Source organism: uncultured Selenomonas sp., assembly GCA_905372355.1.
Lineage (GTDB): Bacteria > Bacillota > Negativicutes > Selenomonadales > Selenomonadaceae > Selenomonas.
Genome location: CAJPOT010000021.1, coordinates 1 through 23851 on the forward strand (window position 1 = coordinate 1; position 23851 = coordinate 23851).

Annotated in this window: 22 protein-coding genes, 3 tRNA genes and 1 pseudogene; 25 read left to right on the forward strand and 1 reads right to left on the reverse strand. The window is 57.1% G+C overall.

Annotated features, from left to right (window positions below):
• The first annotated feature begins 91 nt into the window (after positions 1–91).
• The 14 genes from QZ177_RS09485 to QZ177_RS09550 all read left to right on the forward strand — a co-directional run bounded on the left by QZ177_RS09485 (position 92) and on the right by QZ177_RS09550 (position 12702).
• Positions 92–167: transfer RNA gene (locus QZ177_RS09485), tRNA-His, on the forward strand.
• 4 nt (positions 168–171) lie between these two features.
• A tRNA-Trp gene (locus QZ177_RS09490) sits at positions 172–247 on the forward strand.
• Positions 248–492: 245 nt separating this feature from the next.
• Positions 493–1773: a glycosyltransferase gene (locus QZ177_RS09495; protein ID WP_009645695.1), complete on the forward strand. Its 1281-nt coding sequence runs from the start codon at positions 493–495 to the stop codon at positions 1771–1773.
• Positions 1774–1785: 12 nt separating this feature from the next.
• On the forward strand, positions 1786–2931 hold the full coding sequence (locus tag QZ177_RS09500; protein ID WP_294177154.1) for an FkbM family methyltransferase: 1146 nt from the start codon (positions 1786–1788) through the stop codon (positions 2929–2931).
• A gap of 2 nt (positions 2932–2933) precedes the next feature.
• Positions 2934–3959: a radical SAM/SPASM domain-containing protein gene (locus QZ177_RS09505; RefSeq protein WP_009645722.1), complete on the forward strand. Its 1026-nt coding sequence runs from the start codon at positions 2934–2936 to the stop codon at positions 3957–3959.
• A 9-nt stretch (positions 3960–3968) separates the two neighbouring features.
• Positions 3969–4985 (forward strand): radical SAM protein, encoded by a 1017-nt coding sequence (locus QZ177_RS09510; RefSeq protein WP_294177157.1) that lies wholly within the window; start codon positions 3969–3971, stop codon positions 4983–4985.
• On the forward strand, positions 4982–6010 hold the full coding sequence (locus QZ177_RS09515; protein WP_294177159.1) for a radical SAM protein: 1029 nt from the start codon (positions 4982–4984) through the stop codon (positions 6008–6010). The genes QZ177_RS09510 and QZ177_RS09515 overlap by 4 nt, the downstream gene beginning before the upstream one ends.
• A 214-nt stretch (positions 6011–6224) precedes the next feature.
• Positions 6225–8045, forward strand: a complete 1821-nt coding sequence (locus QZ177_RS09520; RefSeq protein WP_294177161.1) for a radical SAM protein — start codon at positions 6225–6227, stop codon at positions 8043–8045.
• 13 nt (positions 8046–8058) lie between these two features.
• On the forward strand, positions 8059–9120 hold the full coding sequence (locus tag QZ177_RS09525) for an FkbM family methyltransferase (protein WP_294177163.1): 1062 nt from the start codon (positions 8059–8061) through the stop codon (positions 9118–9120).
• The gene (locus QZ177_RS09530; RefSeq protein WP_294177167.1) at positions 9117–9755 is read left to right on the forward strand and encodes an HD domain-containing protein; all 639 of its coding nucleotides are present in this window, start codon (positions 9117–9119) and stop codon (positions 9753–9755) included. The genes QZ177_RS09525 and QZ177_RS09530 overlap by 4 nt, the downstream gene beginning before the upstream one ends.
• Positions 9752–10309 (forward strand): dTDP-4-dehydrorhamnose 3,5-epimerase, encoded by a 558-nt coding sequence (gene rfbC / locus QZ177_RS09535; RefSeq protein ID WP_294177169.1) that lies wholly within the window; start codon positions 9752–9754, stop codon positions 10307–10309. The genes QZ177_RS09530 and rfbC overlap by 4 nt, the downstream gene beginning before the upstream one ends.
• Positions 10310–10352: 43 nt before the next feature.
• Positions 10353–11645: a glycosyltransferase family 4 protein gene (locus QZ177_RS09540; RefSeq protein ID WP_294177171.1), complete on the forward strand. Its 1293-nt coding sequence runs from the start codon at positions 10353–10355 to the stop codon at positions 11643–11645.
• The gene (locus QZ177_RS09545; protein ID WP_294177173.1) at positions 11642–12508 is read left to right on the forward strand and encodes an NAD(P)-dependent oxidoreductase; all 867 of its coding nucleotides are present in this window, start codon (positions 11642–11644) and stop codon (positions 12506–12508) included. The genes QZ177_RS09540 and QZ177_RS09545 overlap by 4 nt, the downstream gene beginning before the upstream one ends.
• A 103-nt stretch (positions 12509–12611) precedes the next feature.
• Positions 12612–12702: transfer RNA gene (locus tag QZ177_RS09550), tRNA-Ser, on the forward strand.
• Positions 12703–12789: 87 nt separating this feature from the next.
• On the opposite strand, the gene QZ177_RS09555 is transcribed toward QZ177_RS09550, so the two are convergent.
• The gene (locus QZ177_RS09555) at positions 12790–14463 is read right to left on the reverse strand and encodes a DUF4127 family protein (protein ID WP_294177175.1); all 1674 of its coding nucleotides are present in this window, start codon (positions 14461–14463) and stop codon (positions 12790–12792) included.
• Between the two features lie 113 nt (positions 14464–14576).
• On the opposite strand from QZ177_RS09555, the gene rsmD reads away from it, so the two are divergent.
• From rsmD to QZ177_RS09610, 11 genes and pseudogenes are all read left to right on the forward strand, one after another.
• On the forward strand, positions 14577–15176 hold the full coding sequence (rsmD, locus tag QZ177_RS09560) for a 16S rRNA (guanine(966)-N(2))-methyltransferase RsmD (protein ID WP_009645701.1): 600 nt from the start codon (positions 14577–14579) through the stop codon (positions 15174–15176).
• Positions 15145–15633, forward strand: coding sequence for a pantetheine-phosphate adenylyltransferase (gene coaD / locus QZ177_RS09565; protein ID WP_265071751.1), 489 nt, complete (start codon positions 15145–15147; stop codon positions 15631–15633). The genes rsmD and coaD overlap by 32 nt, the downstream gene beginning before the upstream one ends.
• 51 nt (positions 15634–15684) lie before the next feature.
• Entirely contained in the window at positions 15685–16170 is a 486-nt protein-coding gene (locus QZ177_RS09570) for an ATPase (protein ID WP_037369825.1), read from the forward strand.
• Between the two features lie 43 nt (positions 16171–16213).
• A pseudogene (gene larB, locus QZ177_RS09575) lies at positions 16214–16957 on the forward strand (nickel pincer cofactor biosynthesis protein LarB).
• Positions 16958–16960: 3 nt separating this feature from the next.
• On the forward strand, positions 16961–18259 hold the full coding sequence (gene larC / locus QZ177_RS09580) for a nickel pincer cofactor biosynthesis protein LarC (protein WP_294177178.1): 1299 nt from the start codon (positions 16961–16963) through the stop codon (positions 18257–18259).
• The gene (larE, locus tag QZ177_RS09585) at positions 18256–19074 is read left to right on the forward strand and encodes an ATP-dependent sacrificial sulfur transferase LarE (protein WP_294177180.1); all 819 of its coding nucleotides are present in this window, start codon (positions 18256–18258) and stop codon (positions 19072–19074) included. The genes larC and larE overlap by 4 nt, the downstream gene beginning before the upstream one ends.
• 168 nt (positions 19075–19242) lie before the next feature.
• Positions 19243–19617, forward strand: coding sequence for a hypothetical protein (locus QZ177_RS09590; protein ID WP_265071748.1), 375 nt, complete (start codon positions 19243–19245; stop codon positions 19615–19617).
• A gap of 347 nt (positions 19618–19964) precedes the next feature.
• Complete coding sequence (locus tag QZ177_RS09595; RefSeq protein WP_009645684.1) at positions 19965–20264, forward strand: type II toxin-antitoxin system RelB/DinJ family antitoxin; 300 nt, start codon at positions 19965–19967, stop codon at positions 20262–20264.
• Positions 20261–20671 carry a PIN domain-containing protein gene (locus QZ177_RS09600; protein WP_294177187.1) on the forward strand — a complete coding sequence of 137 codons (411 nt, stop codon included), beginning with the start codon at positions 20261–20263 and terminating at the stop codon, positions 20669–20671. Before QZ177_RS09595 ends, QZ177_RS09600 begins: the two co-directional genes overlap by 4 nt.
• 27 nt (positions 20672–20698) lie before the next feature.
• Positions 20699–22747 carry an excinuclease ABC subunit UvrB gene (gene uvrB, locus QZ177_RS09605; RefSeq protein WP_009645705.1) on the forward strand — a complete coding sequence of 683 codons (2049 nt, stop codon included), beginning with the start codon at positions 20699–20701 and terminating at the stop codon, positions 22745–22747.
• A 67-nt stretch (positions 22748–22814) separates the two neighbouring features.
• Positions 22815–23597, forward strand: a complete 783-nt coding sequence (locus QZ177_RS09610) for an HD domain-containing protein (protein WP_294177189.1) — start codon at positions 22815–22817, stop codon at positions 23595–23597.
• Positions 23598–23851 lie beyond the last annotated feature (254 nt).

Sequence of the window (23851 nt, forward strand, 5' to 3'; positions counted from 1 at the left end):
TACGTCGAAAGTACTTGGTTGGAGACGACCTGGGAGGATAGAAAGCTGCTGGTTCTGACATGCCACCGCTTTTGCGGTGGCATACCTTATGGCGGCTGTGGTGAAGTGGTTAACACACTGGATTGTGGCTCCAGCATTCGTGGGTTCGAGCCCCACCAGTCGCCCCATCTTAGGGGTATAGCTCAACTGGTAGAGCAACGGTCTCCAAAACCGTAGGTTGTGAGTTCAAGTCTTACTGCCCCTGCCATTGTCATATCGGCCTCATTTCTTGGAAATGAGGTTTTTTTATTGCCTTCGAACAGGGAAAATGAATGTGTTATAATGATAGCGGAATTTTTGTCAAACTTCATGGTGGTACGGATAAGTTTAGGGCGAATAGGGGGAGCTTCATTTTATTCGTACTTCCTTATGAAAGTTCATGAGAATTTCGATATAAGAAGAGTTTAGAGTTATGGGAAACGACGCCGATTATGGCAACGGAGGAAAATAAGCGTGAACTATGGAGAAGTCGTTGAGGTTGATATGGGAGGAGCGGGCGCAAATGTTCATCAGAGGGATGGCTTTGCGCGGCGAGAGATGGCGGCTAATCTCTGCGTCGGCGATGAGCCGCCGCTGGTGACAGTGTACTTTCAAGCCTACAATCATCTGGAAGATCAGACGAAGATGGCGATTCATTCCCTCCTTGCCTATACGCGGAACGTCGACCATGAGCTGCTGCTCGTTGACAACGGCTCGACCGACGGCACGCTGGACTTTTTCCGCAGCATTGAGCATCCGCGCAAGCGCATCTTCCATGTCAGGGAAAATCGCGGCGCTTTGTTTGGTTATCTGGCGGCAAAGGGAGCGGCGGGCAATGAATTCATCCGCGGCAGATACTTTGCCGCGATTCCGAGCGATGTCGTCGTCACGAAGGACTGGCTCAAGAATCTTGTCACGTGCATGGAATCTGATCCGCGCATCGGCATGGTCGTTCCCGCGGCAAACTATACAAGCTATTATCAGCAGGTGAAGCTGGAATTTTCTACATACGGAGAAATGCAGGAGGCCGCGGCTGCCTACAATGTCAGCGATCCGAAAAAGTGGGAGGAGCGCCTGCGCCTCATTCCTACAGCATCGCTGATGCGTTCTTCCCTGCGCAAGATGTATGAAGCCGATTATGGATTTTTTTATAATTTTGCTGATGATGATCTGTCCTTCACCTATCGCCGTCTCGGTTATCGCTTGATGTTTTGTCGTGATACCTTCGTCTACCATGCGCCGGGCACGGCGATGTCGGAGGAGGCTTATCAGATTGATCTGCGGGAAGGGCGGGAGACCTTTCGACGCAAATACTTTGGCGTTGATGCCTGGACGGATACGCGTCTGGATGATGAGCTTTGCCGTAAGTGCATGGATTCTTCGACGCCGTGCGAGGATAATCGCATTCTTGGCATAGATGTGCGCTGCGGCGCCAATCTGCTGCATTTCAAAAACTGCCTGCGGGCGTATGATTTGGGCAGGGCGACGCTTTCCGCTTTCGTGCAGGATGCGAAGTATTGGGTCGATCTGAAGACGATCTGCAGCGGCGAGGTATTCTGTCAGCCTCTGCGAGATCTTGAAGCCGCTTTAGAAGGGCGCACCTATGACTATATCATTCTCGGCATGCCGCTTGCCGACTACGAAGATCCCAAGGCTCTGCTTGAAATCATGCGAGATCATCTTTCCATCGGCGGCAGGATGGCGGGGCGTATGGAAGAGGACGGCGAGGTCTTTTCCCTGGAGCGTTATGAGTGAGGTGGAAAGCGAATGAGATTTGCCGATTTGCGGCGCGCTATGTCGGCGAGGTGGCACAGCCGTGCCGTAGATGTTTCTTCTTTTGCGCATAAGGATATCTTTTTCTACGGAGCAGGAAATCTCGGCAAGAAGCTCAAGGCATCGCTGGAAGAGGCGGGCATTTCTGTCAAGGGATTGATCGACCGCCGTGCGGCGGCGCTGCGCGAGCAGGGCGTCGATGCCCTGACTTTGGAGGAAATGGCGGCGGTGCCGAAGGAGGAAAGCGTCGTCATTTTGTCGGCGCTTTTTTCCCTGGAGGATGAGCCTGCACTTCGCGAGGTGCTTCAGACGGCAGGCTTTCCGCTCGTCGTCGCGCTGCATGAGCTCGACTGGCGGAGTTTTGACAGTGCATCGTTCTGCCGCAACATCTTCATCGGTGACTACGACATCGAGCGCGACTTCGCCGGCGACGAAGAGGCTGTCCTTGCGGCATATGCGCTTTGGCAGACAGAGGCGGAACGCTTCTTCTACATGACGCAGATCGAGGCGTATCTGCGCCGTGATTTTTCCATCTTCCCCGATCCTTTGCCGCTGCGCCTGCAGTATGCGGCGCACGACGTGCCGGAGAAGGCGGACATGCGCTTCTTCGTTGACTGCGGCGCCTTTGACGGCGACACGCTGCGCGCTCTTTCGGCGGCGGGCAGGGAGATGCACGACTACTTTGCGTTTGAGCCGCAGCAGGAGCTCGTTACGCGCATCCATGCCGCAGCTGAGGAGCTCGCGATCCCGCGTGCGGTCATCGTGCCGTGCGGCGTTTCGAGCACGACGCAGCAGATCCGCTTCGGCGCGGCAGAGGAGGGCAAGTCCGCCGTGAAGCGGGAAGCGGCGGGCGCACACGTCATCCAGTGCGTATCGCTCGATACGATGTTCGCGGGCGAAGCACCGACGTTCATCAAGATGGACATCGAGGGCATGGAGATCGAAGCCCTGCACGGCGCGGAAAGGCTTATCCGCGAGCATCATCCGCAGCTCGCGATCTGCATTTACCACGACATGTCGCATATCTGGCGCATACCGCTCTTGCTGCGCGAGTTTTACAGCGGCTATCGTTTCTATGTGCGCAATTATCAATATATGGGATTGGAAACCGTTGTCTATGCTTTTGCAGATGGAGAATAAATATGGCAGAAATCAAACCGAATTATGACACGAAGAGGAAGAAGCTTGCGGACATCATACCGCTGGCGCAGCCTTTCACCGTATACATCGAGCAGACGAAATACTGCAACTTCAAGTGCTTTTACTGCATCCATTCGACGCGCGACGAGGCGGGCGGCGAGTTCCAGAAGCTCGGGCACCGCATGCTGCACATGGATGAGGCGTACTTTGATAAGATCGTGCACGATCTCAAAGAGTTCCCGAAGGGCGGTGTCAAGCGCATCGTCTTTTCGGGGCTGGGTGAGCCGCTGACGAATCCGCTTTTGCCGACATTCGTCAAAAAGATCGTCGACGCCGACATCGCGGGGCGCGTGGAGGTCATCACGAACGGGCTTCTGCTCACGCCCGAGAAGAGCGACGCACTCGTCGCGGCGGGTATCACGAACATCAACATCTCCGTGCAGGGGCTCGACGCCGCCGGCTATGAGAAGACGTGCGGCGTGCGCATCGACTTCGAGCAGTATCTCGAAAACCTGCGCTACCTCTTTGCTCACAAGAAGGATACGGCGATCTACATCAAGGCGATCGACGCGACCGTGCCGACGAAAGAGGAGCAGGAACGCTTCCTTTCGCTCTTTAGCCCGATGGCGGATCGCATCTACATCGAGCATCTCGTCGTCATGCAGCAGCAGATGGAAGACCTCAAGGGTGTCGTGGACGGCTCGAAGAATTTCTACGGCGAGGAGCTCGACCTCGACCGCAAGGTCTGCGCGCAGTCCTTCTACTTTCTGCAGATCGGCTGCGAGGGGCATACGTTTCCCTGTCCCGTGCCCGGACTGGGCAGGGGGCTGTCGATGGGCAACGCGAAGGAGCAGTCGCTCGTCGAGATCTGGAACGGCCCGAAGCGCCGGGCATTTTTGCGCATGCTGCTGCAAAAGCGCAAGGACGAAGTCCCCGAGTGTCGCGGCTGTACCTGCTTCAATGCGATCAACAATCCGGCGGAAGATCTCGATGCGGATGCAGAAAGACTCCTGCCGCTCTTTTCCTGAGGAGGAAATATGGCGTCTGAAATTAAACCCATCTATGGAACGGAGCGCGTGAAGCTCGCCGAAGTCGTGCCGCTTGCAGCACCCTACAGCGCGTTCGTCTTTCCGACGACGTACTGCAATTTCAAGTGCGCGTACTGCGGGCACTCGCTCGGTCATGCCGAGATGAAACGGCAATACGACTTCCAGCCTGAGCACATGACGATGGAAACGTATGAGAAGACGATCGAACAGCTCGCGGAGTTTCCGCAGAAGCTCAAGATGCTGTCTCTGACGGGGCAGGGTGAGCCGCTCTTAAATCCCCACATCGCCGATATGGTGCGCCTGGCGAAGGAAAAGGGCGTCGCCGAGCGCATTGAGATCATCTCGAACGCTTCCCTGCTGCACCACGCGCTCGCCGACGCGCTCATCGACGCGGAGCTCGATACCCTGCGCGTGTCGCTGCAGGGGCTTTCCTCGGAGAAGTATGCGACGATCTGCAAGGCGCGCGTGAACTTCGAGGAGTTTTTGGAGAACCTGCGCTATTTCTACGCGCACCGCGGCAAGACGAAGCTCTTCCTGAAGGTCATGGATGTGGCGCTCGACGAGGGCGAGGACGAGAAGTTCTACGCGCTCTTTTCCGACATGACGGACCGCATGTATATCGAGCACATGCTGCCCGCCTACGACGGTGTGGAGCTGACGCAGGGCATGGAAGTCGAGTACGACCGCTACGGCGGCAAGACGGACGGCATCCGCAAGGTCTGTCCGCTCGCCTTCTATATGCTCGGCGTATTTCCGAACGGCGACGTCGAGCCGTGCGATACGATATACAAGCCGGTCGTCCTTGGCAATGTGCATGAAGAGCGCATCCTGGATATGTGGCACGGGGAAAAGCTGCGCGAGTTCTGGCGCCTGCAGCTTGAAGGCAGGCGCGAGGAGAACAGGCGCTGCGCGCACTGCTGCGCACCGAATGACGTCGCGCACCCAGAGGATATCTTGGACGGCGCGGCAGAAGAGATCCTCAAGCGTTTGGAGGCATGGCGATGAAGGCGCAGCGCATCGACGGGCAGACGCCCGGCGGCAAGAGGCAGCGTCTCGCCGACCGACTGCCGCTCGATACGCCGTTTTCCATCCAAGTATTTCCTGTCTATGCGTGCAATCTCGCGTGCGCCTATTGCATCCACTCCGTGCCGTTGGAGGAGCGCGGCTTCATCGCTGCCAAGACCGTGCTTGACATGGGACTTTACCGAAAGTTCATCGCCGATCTTGCCGAGTTTCCCAGCCCGCTCAAAATGCTGCGCTTTGCAGGTACGGGCGAGCCGCTCCTGCATCCTCAGATTGCCGAGATGGTCGCATGTGCGAAGGCGGCGGGCGTCGCCGAATCGCTCGACATTGTGACGAACGGTCTGCGGCTGACGCGTGAGTTGTCTGCGGCGCTCGTCCGTGCGGGACTTGGGCGCATCCGCATTTCTCTGCAGGGTCTTTCGGATGCGGCATACGCTTATACGAAAAAACGGGGCATTTTTCAAAACCTCGTGGAGAATATCGGCTGGCTCTACGCGCATCGCGGCGATACGAAGATCTATGTGAAGATCATGGACTGTGTGCTCGGCGATGGTGAGGAGGCAGAGTTTTTGCGCATCTTCGGCGACATCGCCGACTTCATCGCGGTCGAGCATCTGATCCCCGCCGTCGAGCAGATCGATTACGAAAAGCTCGCGGGTCACGCGCTCGCCGATGTGACACAGAACGGCGCCGCCGTGCGCATGGCAAAGGTTTGCCCGCAGCCCTTCTACATGATGCAGCTCAATCCCGACGGCAAGATGGTTCCATGCTGCGCCATGGAAACGGCGGCGATATTGGGCGACGTTGCGAAAGAATCCGTGCGCGCAATCTGGCAGGGCGAACGCTTGCGAGCCTTCCTCGAAGCCCAGCTTCGCGGCGAAAAGTCCGCGTATACGACGTGCGCGAAGTGCAGACAGTATCGCTATGCGATGTTCGAGGAAGATGTGCTCGATCAAGATGCAGAGCGTTTGTTAAAGGTGTTTGGCAATAGGGGGAAAAACGTGTGATAAAGAAAGACGGTGTTTCGGTTCATGGGGAGCGGCGGCCGCTGGCGGATGTCGTCCCGCTTGCGATGCCCTATGCGCTGACCGTATTTCCGATGCGAGCCTGCAATTTCCGCTGCTTTTACTGTCGTTTGACGCAGGCGAAAAGAGCGAGTGCTGCAAAAACTTCAAGATCTTTGATAGAATACAATCGCAAGTGTTTCATGAGGTGCTTTGGATGAATTATTTGTTGGTCATGCCGCGCTTTGTCGATACGATCGGCGAGTGGTACCATTTCCCTTTGGGAATCCCTTACGTTTCATCAAGCATGAAGCAGTCGGGACTTCGCGTATTTACGCTGAACATGAACAGCCGCGAGGGCGTGACGCGCGAGATCATAGCGGAAGAGATCCGAGCGCACTCGATCGACGTCGTTCTGACGGGCGGGCTGTCCTTCCAGTATCCGGCGATTCGCGAGATTTTGCAGGCGGCGAAGGAGGTCGATCCGCGCATCGTTACGGTCGCGGGCGGCGGCATCATCACGAGTGCGCCTGCGGCGGGAATGGAGGTCTTGGAGTTTGCGGACTACGGCATCGTCGGTGAGGGCGAGGAAACGACGCCGGCGCTTTGTCACGCCTTGGAGTGCGGCGAGGATGTGATGGCAGTCGAGGGCATCGTTTACCGTGACGACGGCGTCTGGATGCGCACGAAGGCGCGTAAAGAGGTCGCCGATCTCGATGCGATTCCCTTTCCCGACTACGATGGATTCGACTTTTCGAAGATCGCCGCGATGGTGCCGAGTCTCCTCGGCATGAACGAGGATCATGCGATCACGATGACGACGAGCCGCTCGTGCCCGTTCCAGTGCACGTTCTGCTTCCATACGAGCGGCAGTCACTACCGCAAGCGTTCGTTGGACAATTTCTTCGAGGAACTTGACCTCCTCGTGGAAAAGTACCATATCAAGTACATCTTTGTGTCGGACGAGCTTTTTGCCATCAATATGCAGCGCGTGGTCGAATTCTGTGCGCGTATTAAGCCGTACAACATTCGCTGGTGGGCGCAGTTCCGCGTATGCGATGTCACGGAGGAGATGGTGCGCATCCTCAAGGACTCGAACTGCGTGACGATGGGCTTCGGTTTGGAGAGCGCAGACGATGGCATCCTGCGCAGCATGAACAAGAAGATCCGTTTCGAGCAGACGGAGAAGGCTCTGGCTCTCGCCTACCAGTACGGGCTGACGATTCAGGGCGGCTTCATCTTCGGCGATGTGGAGGAAACGATCGAGACGGCGAAGCGCACGCTCGATTGGTGGAAGGCGCATACGGAATACGGCATCACGCTGAACTTCATCACGACGTATCCGGGAACGCCGCTCTACAAGACGGCGCTCGCACGCGGCATCATCAAGGACGAGGTGAAGTTCATCCGCGACGGCTGCCCTGTCGTGAACCTTTCTAAGATGTCGAAGGAGGAGATGGACTGGCTTGCAGGCGAGGTCATGCGCCTGCCGCAGCGCGCTTTCCTGCCGCCTGAGGACATTCATGACGTGCATGTTGATTATGCGCATCGCGCTTTGAGCTTCACGGGAAAATGTACGGAATGCAGCGAGGAGAATCGTTGGGAGAACGTGCGATTTTTCACACGCAATGTCCTGACGTGCAAGAAGTGCGGCAAGAAGCACAAACTGCCGATCTTGCCCGAAGTCGTGCGCTACATCACGTCATCGGTGGAGATTTTGCGCGAGGAATGCGGCAAGATTGCTTTCTGGGGCATCAACGACTACTTTGCCACGATGATTCCCGACCTGCCTTTCGTCGGAGCGGCGGGCGTTTTTCTCATTGACAACTCGAAGATCAAGCAGGGCAGTGAGGTCGATGGGCATCTCATCCACAGCCCTGAGATTTTGGATGCAGAGGAGATCGATACGGTCGTCGTGCCTGTCGTTTCTCTAATGTCTACCATCGAGAAGCAGATTCATCAGGCGTTTCCGCGCGTCAAGAACGTCATCAACATTCTTGACCTCGTGAAGCCGACGGATGAAAAATGTGTGGGGTGATGAAGGAATGTCGATGGAAAAGTTTGCAGCGGGAGAGTTGTCGGAGCTTTTTACTGCGCCATACGTCATCTGGGGCACGGGGCGTGTAGCGCAGGCATTTTATCGGACGTACTGTGCGCCCGAGGGCAAGAAGCCGATCTTCTGGGTGGACAGCAACGCGGCGAAGCACGGCAGCCGCATCGCGGGCATTGAGGTCGTCGCGCCCGAGACGTTCTATCAACGGAGTGAGGATATGTACGCCAAGGGCGGGCGACTGTCCGTCGTCATCGGCGCGACGGGCATTTTCCTGCTCGAAATCCTTTCTTTGCTGGAGCGCAGGATGGTCAAGGCGGCAGTCTATTCCGCCGTACAGCTTGACGCCGCGTGCTATTTTTCTGCGGAACACGCCCGAATCGAGAAGATCGCGCAGAAGTTCTCTGACGAGAAGTCACGTCATATTTATCGCTCGCTTATCGCGAACATGAAGAGCGGCAGGCCTGTAGATTTTTCGCTCTATGAGCCGAACCAATACTTCGGCAACGATGTTATCGGTGAACTTGCGCGAGGGGAGGTCTTTGTCGATGCGGGCGTGTGTCATGGCGAGGAAATTGACCGTGCAATCCACGGGGGGGGCATATTTGTCCACGGGTTTGAGCCGGATGCGGAGAACTATGCGTATCTATTGAAGAAATACGAGGGCAGGGACGATGTGCGCATTCATCCGTGTGCGCTGTGGGATAAGGATGAGCGGCTCGTATTTCAAAGCAACGCCGCGACGCCGTCGGCTTCGCGACTGGCGGGCGCGGATGCGCACGAAGAGGCGGCGGGCATCGCGGCGCGGCCGCTCGACGATGTGCTGCAGGGCGCAGCGTGCACGCTTCTCAAGATGGATATTGAGGGGGCGGAGTACAACGCGCTTCTCGGCGCGGCAAAGACGATCGAGCAGCATCGCCCGAAACTTGCGGTCTGCGTCTATCATAGCTTGGAGGACTATGTGCGCATCCCGGAGCTGCTCATGGAACGCTATCCGTTCTACCGTTTCTTCCTGCGTCAGCACAGCGCGACGAGCGGTGAGACGGTGCTTTACGCATTATGACGGGACAGCGGAAGTTGACGGCGGCAATCGCCCGAGAGTATCTGCGTGAGGCGCATAGGCGCGCGCCGAAGCTGTGGATTCGCCACTCGTACTATGTCGGGCTGGCGGCGGGGAAGATTGCGGCGCGTGTGCCGGCGATGGACGGCGATCTTGCATGTGCCTATGGTTTTTTGCACGACATCGGGCGGCGCTTCGGTGAGATGCGCATCAATCACATTTTCTGCGGCTGGCGCTACCTTTTGGCAGAAGGCTACGAGGAGGCGGCGCGCATTTGCCTCACACATTCCTTTCCTGTGCAGGATGCGCGTTCGGTCACGGGCGTTTGGGACAGCACGGAGGAGGATATCGCTTTCTTGCGAGAGTACCTTCCAAGCATCATCTACACGGATTATGACCGCTTGATTCAGCTTGCCGATGTCCTGGGCGACGCTTCGGGCATCGTCGTCCTGGAGAAGCGGCTCGTCGATATCATCCGCCGCTACGGACTTGATGCGGCGAACGTCCCCTCGCGCTGGGCGGCGCTCTTCGCTATCAAGGAGGATTTCGAGCAGCGCATGGGCATGACGATCGAGGAGGTCTTGGAGCTGCGTCCGTGCAGCTTCGAGCAGGCGTTTTCAGAGGAGGATTGGACGTGACGGAGGCAGCAGGGATTTTCACGCGTGAGGAAACGCGGCTTGCAGGCTGCTATGTCCTGCGCACGAAGGTGCGCGAGGATATGCGCGGCTCTTTCACGAAGGTGTACCATGAGGGCGCTTTTCGCGAGTTGGGACTGACGACGGAGTTTCGAGAGGAATACTTCTCCGTTTCCAAGAGGAATGTGCTGCGCGGTCTCCACTTCCAATTGCCGCCCGCCGACCACGAGAAGCTCGTCTGGTGCATGAGCGGCAAGGTGCTTGATGTCGTGCTCGACTTGCGCCGCGCGTCCTCGACGTATGGCGCGCATCAGAGCTTCATGCTGTCCGGAAGTTCGGGCGAGATGATTTATATCCCGCGCGGCATGGCGCACGGATTTTTGACTTTGAGCGATGAAGCCGTCATGATGTACAAGGTGACGAGCGTCTATGCACCCGCGTGTGATGCGGGCATACGCTGGGATACGGCGGGTATCGACTGGGGCGTTTCCTCGCCGCTTCTGTCGGAGCGCGATCAGGGGTTCGTTTCTTTGGCAGATTTTTCGAGTCCGTTTTGATGGTTTGATCGTTTGGATGTGTCGATGTACGAGGGGGATGACGATGCGCGAGATACTTCATATCACGACGCACATGGGCGGCGGTGTCGGCAAGGTGCTTTCGGGGCTTCTTGCCGCCTTTGCTGCCGAGGGCGGGGATCGCCACGAGCTTCTGCTGCTCGAAGAGCCAGAGAAGCGCAATTTCTTCGATCTTCTTGCCGAGGCGGGCGTCGCCGCACACGTCGAGCAGGATGCGGCGAAGATCGCCGAGACGATGGCGCGTGCGGACATCGTGCAGTTGGAGTGGTGGCATCATCCGCGCATGGTGCGCTTCTTGCTGGAACTGCCGCCCGTGCCCGCGCGGCTCGTCCTCTGGGCGCACGTTTCGGGCGCGTTCTATCCTTGGCTGCCGTCCGCATTCCTGCGCGTGTCGCAGCGCTTCGTATTCACGTCGGCATATTCGTATGAGAATCCTTTCTGGGACGCGGCGCAGCGCACTTGGGCGAAGGAGCACGCCGCGATGGTCAACAGCGTCGGCGACTTCTCGGCAGAGGAGCCGCGTCATGAGGCGCACACGGGATTTTCTGTCGGCTACGTCGGCACGCTTTCCTATGCGAAGCTGCATCCCGATTTTGTGCGGTTCTGTGCGCGTGTCAAGGACATCTGCGGCGTTTTTTTTCGTCTGGTCGGCGACGCGGAGAACGAGGCGCGGATTCGCCGCGATGCGGCGCCTTTCGGTCTTGCCGAGCAGCTTTCCTTTGCGGGCTATGTGACGGATGTGACGGCGGAACTGCGCCGTATGGATGTCTTCGCCTATCTGCTCAATCCGCAGCATTTCGGCACGACGGAGAATGTGTTGCTTGAGGCGATGAATGCGGGTCTTGCCGTCGTCGCGCTCGACCAATGTGCGGAAAAACATCTCGTGCGTCACGGCGAAACGGGACTCTTGGTGCGCACGCCCGAGGAGTTCGAGCAGGCTCTGCGCCGTCTCTATGCGCATCCTGAGGAGCGCGCGCGGCTCGGGCGAAATGCGCGGCGCTATATCGAGGAGAATTTTTCCGTAGGGCGCACGGCGGCGCATTTGAACGCCATCTACGATGCGGTCATGAAAATGGAGAAGACGATGTGCGATTTCACCGGCATGGGAAAAGACCCGCATGAGGTATTTTTGAACTTCCTGCCGCCGCCGCTTCGCGAAGGTTTTGCGCAGGGGAGCGTGCCGAAGGAGCTGCCGGAAATCCTCTTGGGCGAGAGCAAGAGTTCCGTGCGCCATTTCGCGCGGATCTTCCCCGAGGACGAGATGCTTTGCGGCTGGGCGCGTGAAATCGTGCAGAGAAAGGGGGGCGGTGCGCGATGAAGAAGCGCATCCTCTTGACGGGCGTCACGGGCTTTGTCGGCAGGCATCTCGCGCAGCGCATGATCGAGGCGGGCTGGGAGGTCGCTGCCATCGTGCGCCCGTCGTCGGATTTGAAGGCGCTTTCCACTGCGGTGCGTGGGTGTGTCGATTTCCATGTGTACGCGGGCGGCACGCTCACGGATATCGTGCGCGAGGCGGAGCCGACGGTCGTCTCTCATCTCGCTTCGCTCTATCTTGCTGCGCATGAGAGTGCGGATATTCCGGCGCTCGTCGCGAGCAACATCCTCTTCGGCACGGAGCTGCTGGAAGCGATGGCGAAGAACGATGTGCGCCGCTTCGTCTTTGCGGGCACGAGCTGGCAGCACTATCAAGGGATGCTCTATTCGCCCGTCAACCTCTATGCGGCGACGAAGGAAGCATTCGAGGTCATGCTGCGCTACTACGAGGAGACGGCGGGGCTTCATGCCGTCGGTTTGAAGCTCTTCGATACCTATGGCGAGGGAGATACGCGGCGCAAGATTCTCGCGCTCTTAGAGGAGGCGGCAAAGACGGGCGAAGAGCTTGCCCTTTCGCCCGGCGAGCAGAAGCTCGACCTCGTCCATGTCGATGACGTCGCCGAAGCTTTTCGGCTTGCGGCGGAGTATCTTGCAGCGGACAGAGCGGACATCTGCGGCGAGTACGCCGTGAGTGCAGGGACGGCGCTATCGCTTCGGGAAATCGCCGCGCGTCTGGAAAAGCTGCTCGGCAAGAAAATTCCCGCACGCTGGGGCGCACGGCCTTACCGCAGCCGCGAGGTCATGGAGCCGTGGAGCACGGGCAGGCTTTTGCCAGGCTGGCAGCGCAGGCACAAGGAGATCATGTAGCTTACGGAAAATTTCGGTTGACAAGGCGGCATGGGTCTGTTATTATATTTTATGTCGCTAGCTTGCGGACAGATTTTCCGTAGCTTGCGCGTCAATCGCATATGGAGTGGTACTCAAGAGGCTGAAGAGGACGGTTTGCTAAATCGTTAGTGTGGGCAACTGCAGCGGAGGTTCGAATCCTCTCCACTCCGCCATTTGAAAATATGACCGCCGATTTCGTTCGGCGGTTTTTTCATATTCGTAGGTTTTGACGTCTCATGCAGAATTGTTCCCTTGAACCGTCACTGCACGGCTATGAAGGGTGTCGTTTCCAAATAGATCTCGAAGGTGCGCGGCCATGGGAAGCTCATGTCGGTTTGGAGGTCATAGACGGCGAGTTCGGCGCTTTCTCCGCCGGGCAGATGGACGCGGAAGGGGCGACGGCACGCCTTTGTGCTCTTGAAGGTCTGCAGGCGATCATCCATCGCTTTTCGGAGCATCGCGGTCGCCGCGAGGTAGTCGCGTTCTAAGTCAAGGTCGTAGACGTTTTTTGTGCCGTTTTTCTTGAGATTCGTATTGACGAGAGTGATGACATCTTTGAGGTAGAAATAGTCTTCCAAGAAACGATTGTTGAGCAGCTTGAGATTCGCAGCGTGAAGTGCGAGAACTTCATCTCGCGTCGCGGCCTTTTCACGTGCGGCGGTAAAAATCGTTGCCTGCGAGAGCGCTGTGCCGACGGAGTTGCTCGCCGTGTTCCAACCGGCATAGGAGCGCAATCCTTCGATGGGAGCGCCGTGCTCGATGAGGAGCGGCAGCAGCGTCTCCTCGGCGGCGAAATGGCGACTGAGGTCTACGAGTGTGACGGGCGTGCCTGAGGCGAGGTATCTTTCGATGCGCTCGACGCTTTTTCGGCGCGAGGAGAGGTTTTCTTCCGAGCCTGCGCTAATGAAGAGTACGAAGTCGGCGCTCGCGGCGGACGCCGTACATTCGCCGCCGAAAACCGCGATTTTTTCCCGCGCCGTTTCACGCAGAGAAATCGCCATGAAGGGCAGGATTTCGTCGGGTGCTGATTCGTCATTCCAATCGAGAAATATCTGCGGACGGTGACCGTTTTTTGCGGCAGAAATGGCAGCGAGAAGCGTCAGCGCGAGTTCGTCTGCGCCGTGGACGATGGCGGCTTTTTCCTGTGGAATTTGTTCTTCAATGAGAAAAGCCTGCAGATGGCGCTTCTCGATGTTGGGGATGCTGTACTTTTCGCCGTCGTCCTGTCCGATGAGGAGTCGTTCCAGTGTTCCCTCCTTGACAAGTTCGATGAGAGCGCGGGAGAGGTGTTCGTTTTGCTCGAAGAGCGCGAGGTACTGCGCGAGGCTTGCAGGGCTGATTTTTTCTTCCAGCTCCTGCATCTTCGCAGCGTCCTCGGGATCGCCGCAGAGCGCATAGCGATCGGCGAGGCGCGAGTAGGCGAGGAGGTACTTGTTGTCGTAGTAGTCGTCGATGCTCGCGGGCGGAATCATGCGCGGCAGGATGGAGAAGGCGTAGAGGGGAACTGTCGGATGTGCGGCGTGTAGTTCGCGCAGATAGGCGATGAAGGCCTCGATTTCGTCGGGCGATTTGTCCGCCTCGCGTGCCGCGAGCAGACCGCCGTAGAGAAGCTGGTCGATGGAGATGATGGCGGCGTCGCTTTGCGCCAGATTTTCGCGCAGCCACTTCTGTGCCTCCTTCGTTTGGCCCGGCATCGTGTAGTAGTCCTGCATCTCGTAGGGCAGGGCGGCAATCTCTGTTCCTGCGACATCGGCGGTGTCGAGTACGAGTTGGCGGCACGGTGGTCTGCCGTCGAGCGGCACGAGAACGATGCGCCCCATCTTTTCACGCACGGCGTTGAGCGGTGCGCCGCCGTAAGAAGGGCGCAGGAAAGCGTGGAAGAGCGAAAGGACACAGAGCGCGAGGACGATGAAATACAGAAGTCGCTTTTTCAAGGAAGTTCCTCCTAAAACAATTCGATTTTTCAATATTATAGCATAGTGCGGTTCACGAAACGAAGAAAATATGATAGAATATGAAAGGCCATCCTTGACTTTGAGGTGAGATTATGCGTATCATCACGGGCACAGCGCGTGGCTGTCGCCTGAAAACGCCGAAGGGCGAGGCTACGCGGCCAACGGCAGACCGCATCAAGGAGTCGCTTTTCAATATCCTCGGACGGCGTGTCGAAGAGGCGCGCGTGCTCGATCTCTTCGCTGGGACGGGTGCTCTGGGACTCGAGGCCTTGAGCCGCGGCGCGGCGTCGGCACTCTTTGTCGACGAGAAGACGGCATCTCTGATCGAGGAAAATGCCGCCAAGACGCGGCTTTTAGAGCATGCTGAGGTCGTGCGTGCTGATGCTCTGCGCGTCTTGGCGCGCCTTGGCGCTCTGGGGCGTTCCTTCGACTTGATTTTCTGCGATCCGCCGTACCGACGGGGGCTTTGGGAGAAGGCTCTTTCTTCTGTGGATAGAGGAGGTCTGCTCACGCCCGATGGCTGCATGATCGTGGAGCACGGCACGGAGGAGGCGCTTCCGGCGCTGCAAAATCTCCGTTGCGTACGCGAGGAGATTTATGGCAGGACGACACAGCTACGCTTTTTCACGCGAGCTGCAAAGGGCGAGGAGGAGAATCCCGATGATCAAGGCTGTATGCTCGGGGAGTTTTGATCCTGTGACGAACGGGCATGTCGATATTTTCGAGCGCGCCAGCCGCATGTTTGATGAGCTCATCGTGGGCGTTTTCCACAACATCCGAAAGACGCCGTTCTTCACGGTAGAAGAGCGCGTGGAACTTTTGGAAGAGGCGACGCGCCACATCCCGAACTTGCGCGTCGGCGCTTTCGAAGGGCTTCTGCCCGAATACATGCGCAGCGTAGGAGCGACCGTCATCGTGCGCGGCCTGCGTTCCGTCACGGACTATGAGTATGAGCAGAAGCAGGAGCAAATGCTTAAGTACATCGCGCCCGACATCGAGACGGTGTTTTTGCTCACGGATCCGCGCTATTCCTTCGTCAGTTCTTCGGGAGTGCGGGAAATCGCAAATTTTCACGGGCGCGTGACAGGACTTGTGCCCGAGTGTGTAGAATTAGCTATAAATAGGCATTTTGAAGATACAAATCATTGAAGGAAGATGTTTCCTTATATCAATATTCTTGAAAAGAAGGCGGGCAGAAATATGGCTGTAAAAAATATTTTGGATTCCATAGAAAATCTTGTTGTCGAGTCGAGGCGCATGCCTTTGATGAACAAGAGCCTCATTGACGAGACGGATCTCATCCACCTTGTTGACGAGTTGCGCCGCGAATTGCCTTTGGAACTGCAGAAGGCGGAGCGGGTCATGCAGGAGCGTCAGGAGATTCTCGATCGTGCGAACGACGAAGCTGCGGCACTCATCGAGAAGGCGAAGAAGTACGCGGCGGAGCTTGTCGACAAGAACGAGATCGTCATGCAGGCAGAAGAGAAGGCCAAGGCGATCATGCAGCAGACGAAGGAGCAGGAGCGCGAGATCATGGAAAAGACCATGGCGAATGCAAAACAGCTTAGAGACGATGCCGACCAATATGCGAACCAGGTCTTTGACCATCTGATCGGCAACCTCGGCAACGCTCTGCAGGTCGTGCAGCAGGCAAAGGACGATCTGAATCACGGTTCCAGAGGCTGATGAACGGAGAAGAAGGCGCTGTGCAAGGCAGCGCCTTTTGTCTATGCGACGGAGAGAAGCCGCAGATTTTCCTGCAAGGCTTTCTGTGCAGGAAGATTCATAGGATGAGGTGAGATTCGTGGAGCAGAAGGAATTGGGCTTCGCCGCCGTCGATACGGGACGTGAGAAACGTCAAGGATTTGCTGAGGTCGTCTATGGCGCGGGCAAGACGGCAGAGCAGATTGCCGAGATTTTGAAGACGCTGCTCGCCGAGAGCGAGGGCAACGTCATGGCGACGCGTGTTGACGCACAAAAGGCGCGGGCGGTGCTTGCCGCCTTGCCTGAGGCGCACTACGATGAGGTTTCGCGTATCGTTTATGTCGAGCGCAAGGTGCGATGCGAGGATGCGGCGCACCGCATACTCGTCCTCACGGCGGGCACGAGCGACATCCCCGTCGCCGAGGAAGCGGCGCTGACAGCAAGACTCATGGGAAACGACGTCGGAACGATTTATGACGTTGGCGTCGCGGGCATCCATCGCTTGTTCGCCCATAAGGAGGAACTTATGTCGGCGAATGTCGTCATTGTTGTCGCCGGCATGGAGGGGGCACTCGCGAGCGTCGTTGGCGGCCTCGTCGCGCGTCCCGTCATCGCCGTGCCGACGAGCGTGGGCTATGGCGCATCGTTTCACGGGTTGACGGCGCTTCTTTCCATGCTCAATTCGTGTGCGACAGGTGTCGCCGTCGTGAATATCGACAACGGCTTCGGTGCGGGCGCGATGGCGAGCCGCATCAATCAGACGAGGTGAAATATGAGAGCGATATATTTGGACTGTTTTTCAGGACTGAGCGGCAACATGCTGCTCGGCGCGTTCCTTGCGGCGGGCATGCCGCTGGAAACGCTGGAAGCCGAACTGCGCCGCCTGCCGATGGAGGAAGAGTTTCGTTTGAAGGTTAGTTCCGTGAAGAAGAACGGCATTGCCGCGACGTATGTCGACGTCGAACTTTTGGGCGCAACGCATTGGCATTGCTGCGAGCATGGGGAAGGAGACGACCATGCGCATGAACATAGCTGCGAGCATGACCACGGACATGCAAATGAAGGAGCTGTGCCTGCACATGAGCATAGTCATGAGCATCACCATCGTACGATGCATGATGTGCGCACAATCTTGGAGCGCTCGTCGCTTTCTGCGGAAGTCAAGGAGATGAGCCTCAAGATCTTCAGCGTTCTCGCGCAGGCGGAGAGCAAGGTGCACGGTGTGAGGCCAGAGGACGTGCATTTCCACGAGGTCGGTGCTGTCGATTCCATCGTCGACATCGTGGGAATAGCGATCTGCCTCGACTATCTTGAAATCGAGAAAATTTTCGTTTCCCGCGTGAATACGGGAAGCGGCACCGTGCATACGCAGCACGGACGTATGATGGTGCCCGCGCCCGCGACGGCGGAGTTGCTGCGGCTTTTTCCCACCTATCATGAAGGTGCGGTGAAGGAGTTGACAACGCCGACGGGCGCCGCCGTCCTCGCCGCACTCGCCGAGTTCTCCGATCATGTGCCCACAGATCTTCTGACGGAGTGCATCTCTTACGGTGCGGGTACGTGGGATCTCGAACTGCCGAACGTTGTGCGGCTCTATATCGGCGAGTGCAAGAGCGGTGGAAAGCGCGATCTCTCGCTCATCGAGACAAACATCGACGACATGGACGCGCAGCTCTTCGGCTATGTGAGCGAGCGCCTCTTCGCCCTCGGTGCGCTCGATGTCTGGACGACACCTATCTACATGAAGAAAAATCGCCCAGCGCACATGCTGTCCGTTCTCGTGGAGGAGGACAAGAGGGCACAGTGCCTTTCTCTGCTCTTTTCCGAGACGACGAGCATTGGCATGCGCGTGCTGCACGTCGATGAGCGCGTCGAGGCTGTGCGCCATACGGCGCTCGTCGATACACCGCACGGCAAGGTGCGCTGCAAGGTCAGCGCCTACGGCGGCAAGATCGTTTCGCTCTCGCCCGAGTATGAAGACTGCCGCGAGATTGCTGCGCGTGAGGGCATTCCGCTGAAGCGCGTGCGCCAAGAAGCGCTCGACGATCTGCGCGAGCGGCTTGGCGAATGATGGAAACGGAAAAAGAGGAAACACTCTCCTCCCTTCTGCAGTCCTACGGTTCTGCCGCCGTCGCCCTGTCGGGCGGCGTCGACAGCGCCGTCCTGCTCGTGGCGGCGGTGCGCACGCTCGGCGCGGCGCATGTCGTCGCCGCTACCGCTGCATCTGAGCTTTTGGCCGAGAGGGAGCTAGAAGACGCGAAGCGCTGCGCGGCTCTTGCGGGCGTTCCCCTGACGATTTTGCCGGCAGACGACCTCGCCTCATCCGACGTCGTAAGGAACGACGAGCGCCGCTGTTACTACTGCAAGAAGCGCCGCTTTGAAATGTTGGTCGCATGGGCGAAGGAACATGGCTTCCGACGTGTCCTCGATGGCACGAACGCTGACGATGCGGGAGACTATCGCCCAGGACTCGCCGCGATCGAAAAGCTTGCTCCTTTCGTCGCCTCGCCCTTGAAGGAAGCGCGGTGGACGAAGCGCGATATACGCGAAGTGGCGAAAGCGTGGGGCGTCCCCGTATGGTCGAAGCCCAGCGCCGCTTGTCTAGCCTCGCGCATCGAGTATGGTATCGAATTGACGAGGGAGCGCCTTCGTGCGGTGGAAGTCGCAGAAAATGCCCTGCGCCGTTACATCCATGGTCAGCTTCGCGTGCGCTGTCACGGCAGACTCGCACGCATCGAGATCGAGCCGGCGGAGTTCGATGTTTTCTGGCAGCACAGGGAAGAGATGGAAGATGTCGTACGGTCGGCAGGCTTTACCTATGTGACGCTGGATTTGCGTGGCTATCGCATGGGCAGTCAGAATGAAGGTCTGGGTATGGATTCGTAGAGGATGCACCGCGCCTAGAGGAGATGATTCGCCTCTTCGGCGCGGTTGCTTTTCATTTATGAGAGGACGCTCATTGCCTAATATATGATATAATGAGAACAGGCATCCGGTGTTCTAGAGGAGTTGGCGCACGGGTTGATTTTAAAATTTTCAAAGGAGGGAACCATTATGAAACTGAAGAAAGTACTTTCCGTGGCGTTTGCTATGTTGTTACTCTCGTCCAGCCTCTGTTTCGCCTCCGTGGAGCGCTATTCGATCAGTGAGAGCGTCATGAAGACGAAATGCACCGATCAGGCGCGCTCCTCTGTCTACGTGAAGAATGGCAGCAGCTACACCGAATATTGGTGCACTCGCTCGGGTCCGCCTGCGGCTCATGAAATCGCTGCGGAACTGAGCAACGGCGTGGAAGTGTACACGCCGAACAAAGTCATCTACAGCACTTGGAAATCCATGGGCGCCGTGCGCGATCTGGGCAGCATGCGTGTTCCTGGCGTTGATGTCTACCATTTCATTTTCGCAGCGCCCAACGCTCTACCCAACTGAGTACAGCATGTACATCGACCATAGGATGCCAATAGAATACTATTGATGCAAGCAAGAGAATCCCCTGTTTGGGCTGTGTGCCAAAGGCAGGGGATTCTCTCTTTTCATCGTATGATTACGTATTCTGTATTTTGAAATTATGCAGGAAGAGAGCAAGAATGCCGCTTTCTATGAGAAATACGGTTTTTCGGCGTTCTCTTTTCCTCCAAGATCGAAAAAGAGCAATTTCGGCGCGGTTGATTTTTTCCGCCCGTTCGCTATAATGAAGGTAGATATTTGCCGAGAACAGAGCCGTACAGGTGCGGCAAGGGAATGTATGCTTTTGGATATTCAAGGGGGTGTTCAATATGGCGCAGACGACATTCAGCGTGCGGATGGAAGAGGGGCTTAAGAGACAATTTGAGGGATTGTGCCAGGAATTTGGGATGAATATGGCGACCGCTATCCATGTGTTTGTCAGAGCTGTGGTACGAGAGCGCAGGATACCTTTTGAAATCTCGTCGTTGGAGACGGAGTTGACGAGGGAGGGCGCTATGCAGGCGTTCATGACTCTTCGCCAAGAAGCAAAGAGAAGCGGTGCGGTTGATATGACGTTGGAAGAAATCAATCGAGAGATTGAAATGGCTCGACAGGGAGCAGGGAAATGACTTGCCTTGCTGTGATTGATACGAATGTACTGGTGTCTGCGTTGCTGTCTTCTAAAGATGACGCTGCTACTGTGCAGGTTGTTGGCAGGATGATTACAGGAGAAATCGTTCCGTTGTACAGCGATGTAATCATGAAAGCGTATCGAGAGGTTTTAGAACGCAAGAAGTTTGGATTTTCTCCGCAGAAGATAGAGTATTTGCTGTCTTTCCTGGAACGATTCGGCATTTTGGTGCAGGCAAGGCCGATTGATATTATTTTGCCCGATATGAAAGATATACCTTTTTATAGAGTCGTCATGGAAAAGCGCTTGGATGGAGCATATCTCGTCACTGGAAACATGAAGCATTTTCCTGAAAGGCCATATATCGTTACACCAAAACAGCTTTTGAATATTATGGATAGTTGAAATAGATTGCACAGGGGAGGCGCACGCATGGCGATTTTGCCTAAGCTCAATACGATGGAGTTTGACAAGGAGATACCGTTTGAGGTTTCGGCGCCTTTTGAGCCGATGGGGGATCAGCCGCGTGCGATCCGCGATTTGGCGGCGGGCATCGAGAACGGGCAGGAGGCGCAGGTGCTCCTCGGCGCTACGGGCACGGGCAAGACGTACACGATCGCCAAGACGATCGAGCGCGTGCAGAAGCCGACGCTGGTCATCGCGCACAACAAGACGCTGGCGGCGCAGCTCGCGAGTGAGTTCAAGGCGTTCTTCCCGAAGAATTATGTCGGCTATTTTGTCAGCTACTATGACTACTACCAGCCCGAGGCGTATATTCCTTCGACGGATACTTACATCGAAAAGGATGCGTCGATCAACGACGAGATTGATGAATTGCGCCACTCGGCGACGTGCTCGCTCTTCGAGCGGCGCGACTGCATCATCGTCGCGAGCGTTTCGTGCATCTACGGTCTCGGCTCGCCGGAGAGCTATCACGAGATGGTTCTGTCGCTGCACAAGGGGCAGACGGTCGTGCGTGAGGACATCTTGCGCAAGCTCGTCGCCATTCAGTACGAGCGCAACGACATCGCCTTTGAGCGCGGCCGCTTTCGTGTGCGCGGCGACGTCATAGAAGTGTTTCCTGCGGGCTGGAATAACCGCGCCGTGCGCATCGAGCTTTTCGGCGACGAGGTTGAGCGCATCCTTGAGTTCGATGTCTTGACCGGAGAGATCTACGGCGAGCGTACGCATTCGATGGTTTTTCCTGCTTCGCACTATGTGACGAAGAAGGAGGACATGGAAATCGCCATGGCGGCGATCGACGAGGAGAAGATCGCGCAGGTCGCGCATTTCAAGGAGGAGGGCAAGCTCATCGAGGCGCAGCGCATCGAGCAGCGCACGAACTACGACCTTGAAATGATGCAGGAGATGGGCTACTGCTCGGGCATCGAGAATTATTCGCGTCACCTCACGCATCGACCGGCGGGGGCGGCGCCGTATACGCTGCTCGATTACTTTCCCGACGATTTCCTCATCGTCATGGACGAGAGCCATGTGACAATGCCGCAGCTCAAGGCGATGCTCAACGGCGACCGTTCGCGCAAGATTTCGCTTGTGGAAAACGGCTTTCGTCTGCCGTCCGCTTTTGACAATCGTCCGCTTTCTTTCGAGGAGTTCGAGCAGCGCATCAATCAGATCATCTACATCTCGGCGACGCCTGCGAAGTATGAGTTGGAAAAGGCGCAGCAGGTCGTCGAGCAGATCATCCGCCCGACGGGGCTGCTCGATCCCATCGTCGAGGTGCGGCCTTTGGCGGGGCAGATGGACGATCTTTTGTCGGAGATCCGCATTCGTGCAAAGAAAGACGAGCGCGTGCTCGTGACGACGCTGACGAAGAAGATGGCGGAGAACCTCACGGACTACCTCAAGGATATGCAGGTGCGCGTGCGCTACCTGCATTCGGACATAGCGACGTTCGAGCGTGCTGAGATCATCCACGATCTGCGTGCGGGAAAGTTCGATGTGCTCGTCGGCATCAATTTGCTGCGCGAGGGTCTCGACATGCCCGAGGTGTCGCTCGTGGCGATTCTCGATGCCGACAAGGAGGGCTTCCTGCGCTCCGACACGTCGCTGATCCAGACGATCGGGCGTGCGGCGCGAAATGCGGGCGGCAGGGTCATCCTCTACGCCGACCGCATCACGGACTCGATGAAGCGCGCCATGGACGAGACGGAGCGCCGCCGCACAGTGCAGCAGGCGTACAACAAGGAGCACGGCGTCACGCCGAAGACCATCGTCAAGCCCGTCGTGCCGCTGATCGAAACGACGCTTGTCGCCGAGAGCCGCGCCTCCTACGGCGAGGAGTCCGACGGAAAGAAAAAGAAGCTCACGAAGAAGCAGAAGGAGTCTCTGATCCGCACGCTGCTCGCCCAGATGCAGACGGCTTCGCGCGCCTTGGAATTCGAGCGCGCCGCAGAACTGCGCGACATGATCATCGAGCTGGAAGGATCTCTGCCGGGCAAGAAGAAAAAGGGCGCATGAGGAAATTGTTGTTCGGAGGGCGCTGTGTTATACTGTAAATTGAAGCACACAAGCGGAGGCGACATTTTTGGAGAAACTACTGCGTGAGATGCACGCTTGGATGGCAGATTACATGCGTTCCTTCTATACGGAGGACGAGGAGGTGCAGCAGGCGATCCGCATGAAGGAGGTGCATACTGGCCGTGTGACCTCGATTGCCGTGGAGCTTGCCAAGCATCTGCATCTCTCTGCACACGATGTGCAGCTGGCGGAAATCATGGGGCTTTTTCACGATGTGGGGCGCTTTCGTCAATTTACGCTTTACCGCACGTTCAACGATGCCGTATCGGAGGATCATGCGGCGCTCGGACTCAAGGTGCTTGACGAATTGCCGTTCCTTGCGCGTCTTGTGCTTGAGGACGAGGCTCTCGTGCGCTTCTCTATTCTGAACCACAACAAGAAGGTCATCGCGCCGACGGAAGATGCGCGGCAGCTTTTCTTTGCGCGCCTCTTGCGCGATGCCGACAAGCTTGATATCTTCCGCGTGCTGCGCCCGTTTCTCGCGCCGCCCGACGGTACGGGTGTCAGTCCCGATTTCCTCGAAAAGTTCATCGCGGGCGATCAAGTGGACTACACGAAGATTCGCACGATGGACGACCGCAAGCTCGTGCGCCTCATGTGGGTCTACGACGTGAATTTCAGCTGGACGCTGCAGCGCGTCAAAGAGCGCGGCTACATCGAGGACATCATCGCGCACTTGCCTGAGGATTCGCGCATGGCGCTCGGCATCGAACGGCTGCACGCTTATGTGGAGAAGAAGTGCGCTGAGGAGGATGCGGCGCCGGCGGAGGTTCTGCAGCGCGGGAAGTGATGTCGGCCTGCAGGGAGCCGCAGGAGGGTTGTGTCTGCGGGAGAATCTTCGCCAGAAGTCTCAATCGAATGTTTTTTCAGGAAAATTCAGCGAGCAGAAGGATTTTCCGCTTTGCGCCTCGAATAAAGAGGCGTTAAATTTTTTTCTTGAGGAAATGCTGAATGTATCAGCGCTTCCTCAAAGGAATCACTGATAAATCCAGCCGCCCATCTTCACACATCTGCGCTGTCCTCTCGTCGTCGACAAATCCTCGA

What these genes read in the sequence shown, in the direction of transcription:
- QZ177_RS09505 (WP_009645722.1), top strand. Translation starts at nt 2,934, where the DNA reads ATGGCAGAAATCAAACCGAATTATGACACGAAGAGGAAGAAGCTTGCG.
- larE (WP_294177180.1), top strand. Translation starts at nt 18,256, where the DNA reads ATGATGGAAACGGAAAAAGAGGAAACACTCTCCTCCCTTCTGCAGTCC.
- QZ177_RS09545 (WP_294177173.1), top strand. Translation starts at nt 11,642, where the DNA reads ATGAAGAAGCGCATCCTCTTGACGGGCGTCACGGGCTTTGTCGGCAGG.
- QZ177_RS09540 (WP_294177171.1), top strand. Translation starts at nt 10,353, where the DNA reads ATGCGCGAGATACTTCATATCACGACGCACATGGGCGGCGGTGTCGGC.
- QZ177_RS09525 (WP_294177163.1), top strand. Translation starts at nt 8,059, where the DNA reads ATGGAAAAGTTTGCAGCGGGAGAGTTGTCGGAGCTTTTTACTGCGCCA.
- QZ177_RS09600 (WP_294177187.1), top strand. Translation starts at nt 20,261, where the DNA reads ATGACTTGCCTTGCTGTGATTGATACGAATGTACTGGTGTCTGCGTTG.
- QZ177_RS09570 (WP_037369825.1), top strand. Translation starts at nt 15,685, where the DNA reads ATGGCTGTAAAAAATATTTTGGATTCCATAGAAAATCTTGTTGTCGAG.
- uvrB (WP_009645705.1), top strand. Translation starts at nt 20,699, where the DNA reads ATGGCGATTTTGCCTAAGCTCAATACGATGGAGTTTGACAAGGAGATA.
- larC (WP_294177178.1), top strand. Translation starts at nt 16,961, where the DNA reads ATGAGAGCGATATATTTGGACTGTTTTTCAGGACTGAGCGGCAACATG.
- QZ177_RS09515 (WP_294177159.1), top strand. Translation starts at nt 4,982, where the DNA reads ATGAAGGCGCAGCGCATCGACGGGCAGACGCCCGGCGGCAAGAGGCAG.
- QZ177_RS09595 (WP_009645684.1), top strand. Translation starts at nt 19,965, where the DNA reads ATGGCGCAGACGACATTCAGCGTGCGGATGGAAGAGGGGCTTAAGAGA.
- coaD (WP_265071751.1), top strand. Translation starts at nt 15,145, where the DNA reads ATGATCAAGGCTGTATGCTCGGGGAGTTTTGATCCTGTGACGAACGGG.
- QZ177_RS09590 (WP_265071748.1), top strand. Translation starts at nt 19,243, where the DNA reads ATGAAACTGAAGAAAGTACTTTCCGTGGCGTTTGCTATGTTGTTACTC.
- QZ177_RS09520 (WP_294177161.1), top strand. Translation starts at nt 6,225, where the DNA reads ATGAATTATTTGTTGGTCATGCCGCGCTTTGTCGATACGATCGGCGAG.
- QZ177_RS09500 (WP_294177154.1), top strand. Translation starts at nt 1,786, where the DNA reads ATGAGATTTGCCGATTTGCGGCGCGCTATGTCGGCGAGGTGGCACAGC.
- QZ177_RS09530 (WP_294177167.1), top strand. Translation starts at nt 9,117, where the DNA reads ATGACGGGACAGCGGAAGTTGACGGCGGCAATCGCCCGAGAGTATCTG.
- rsmD (WP_009645701.1), top strand. Translation starts at nt 14,577, where the DNA reads ATGCGTATCATCACGGGCACAGCGCGTGGCTGTCGCCTGAAAACGCCG.
- QZ177_RS09510 (WP_294177157.1), top strand. Translation starts at nt 3,969, where the DNA reads ATGGCGTCTGAAATTAAACCCATCTATGGAACGGAGCGCGTGAAGCTC.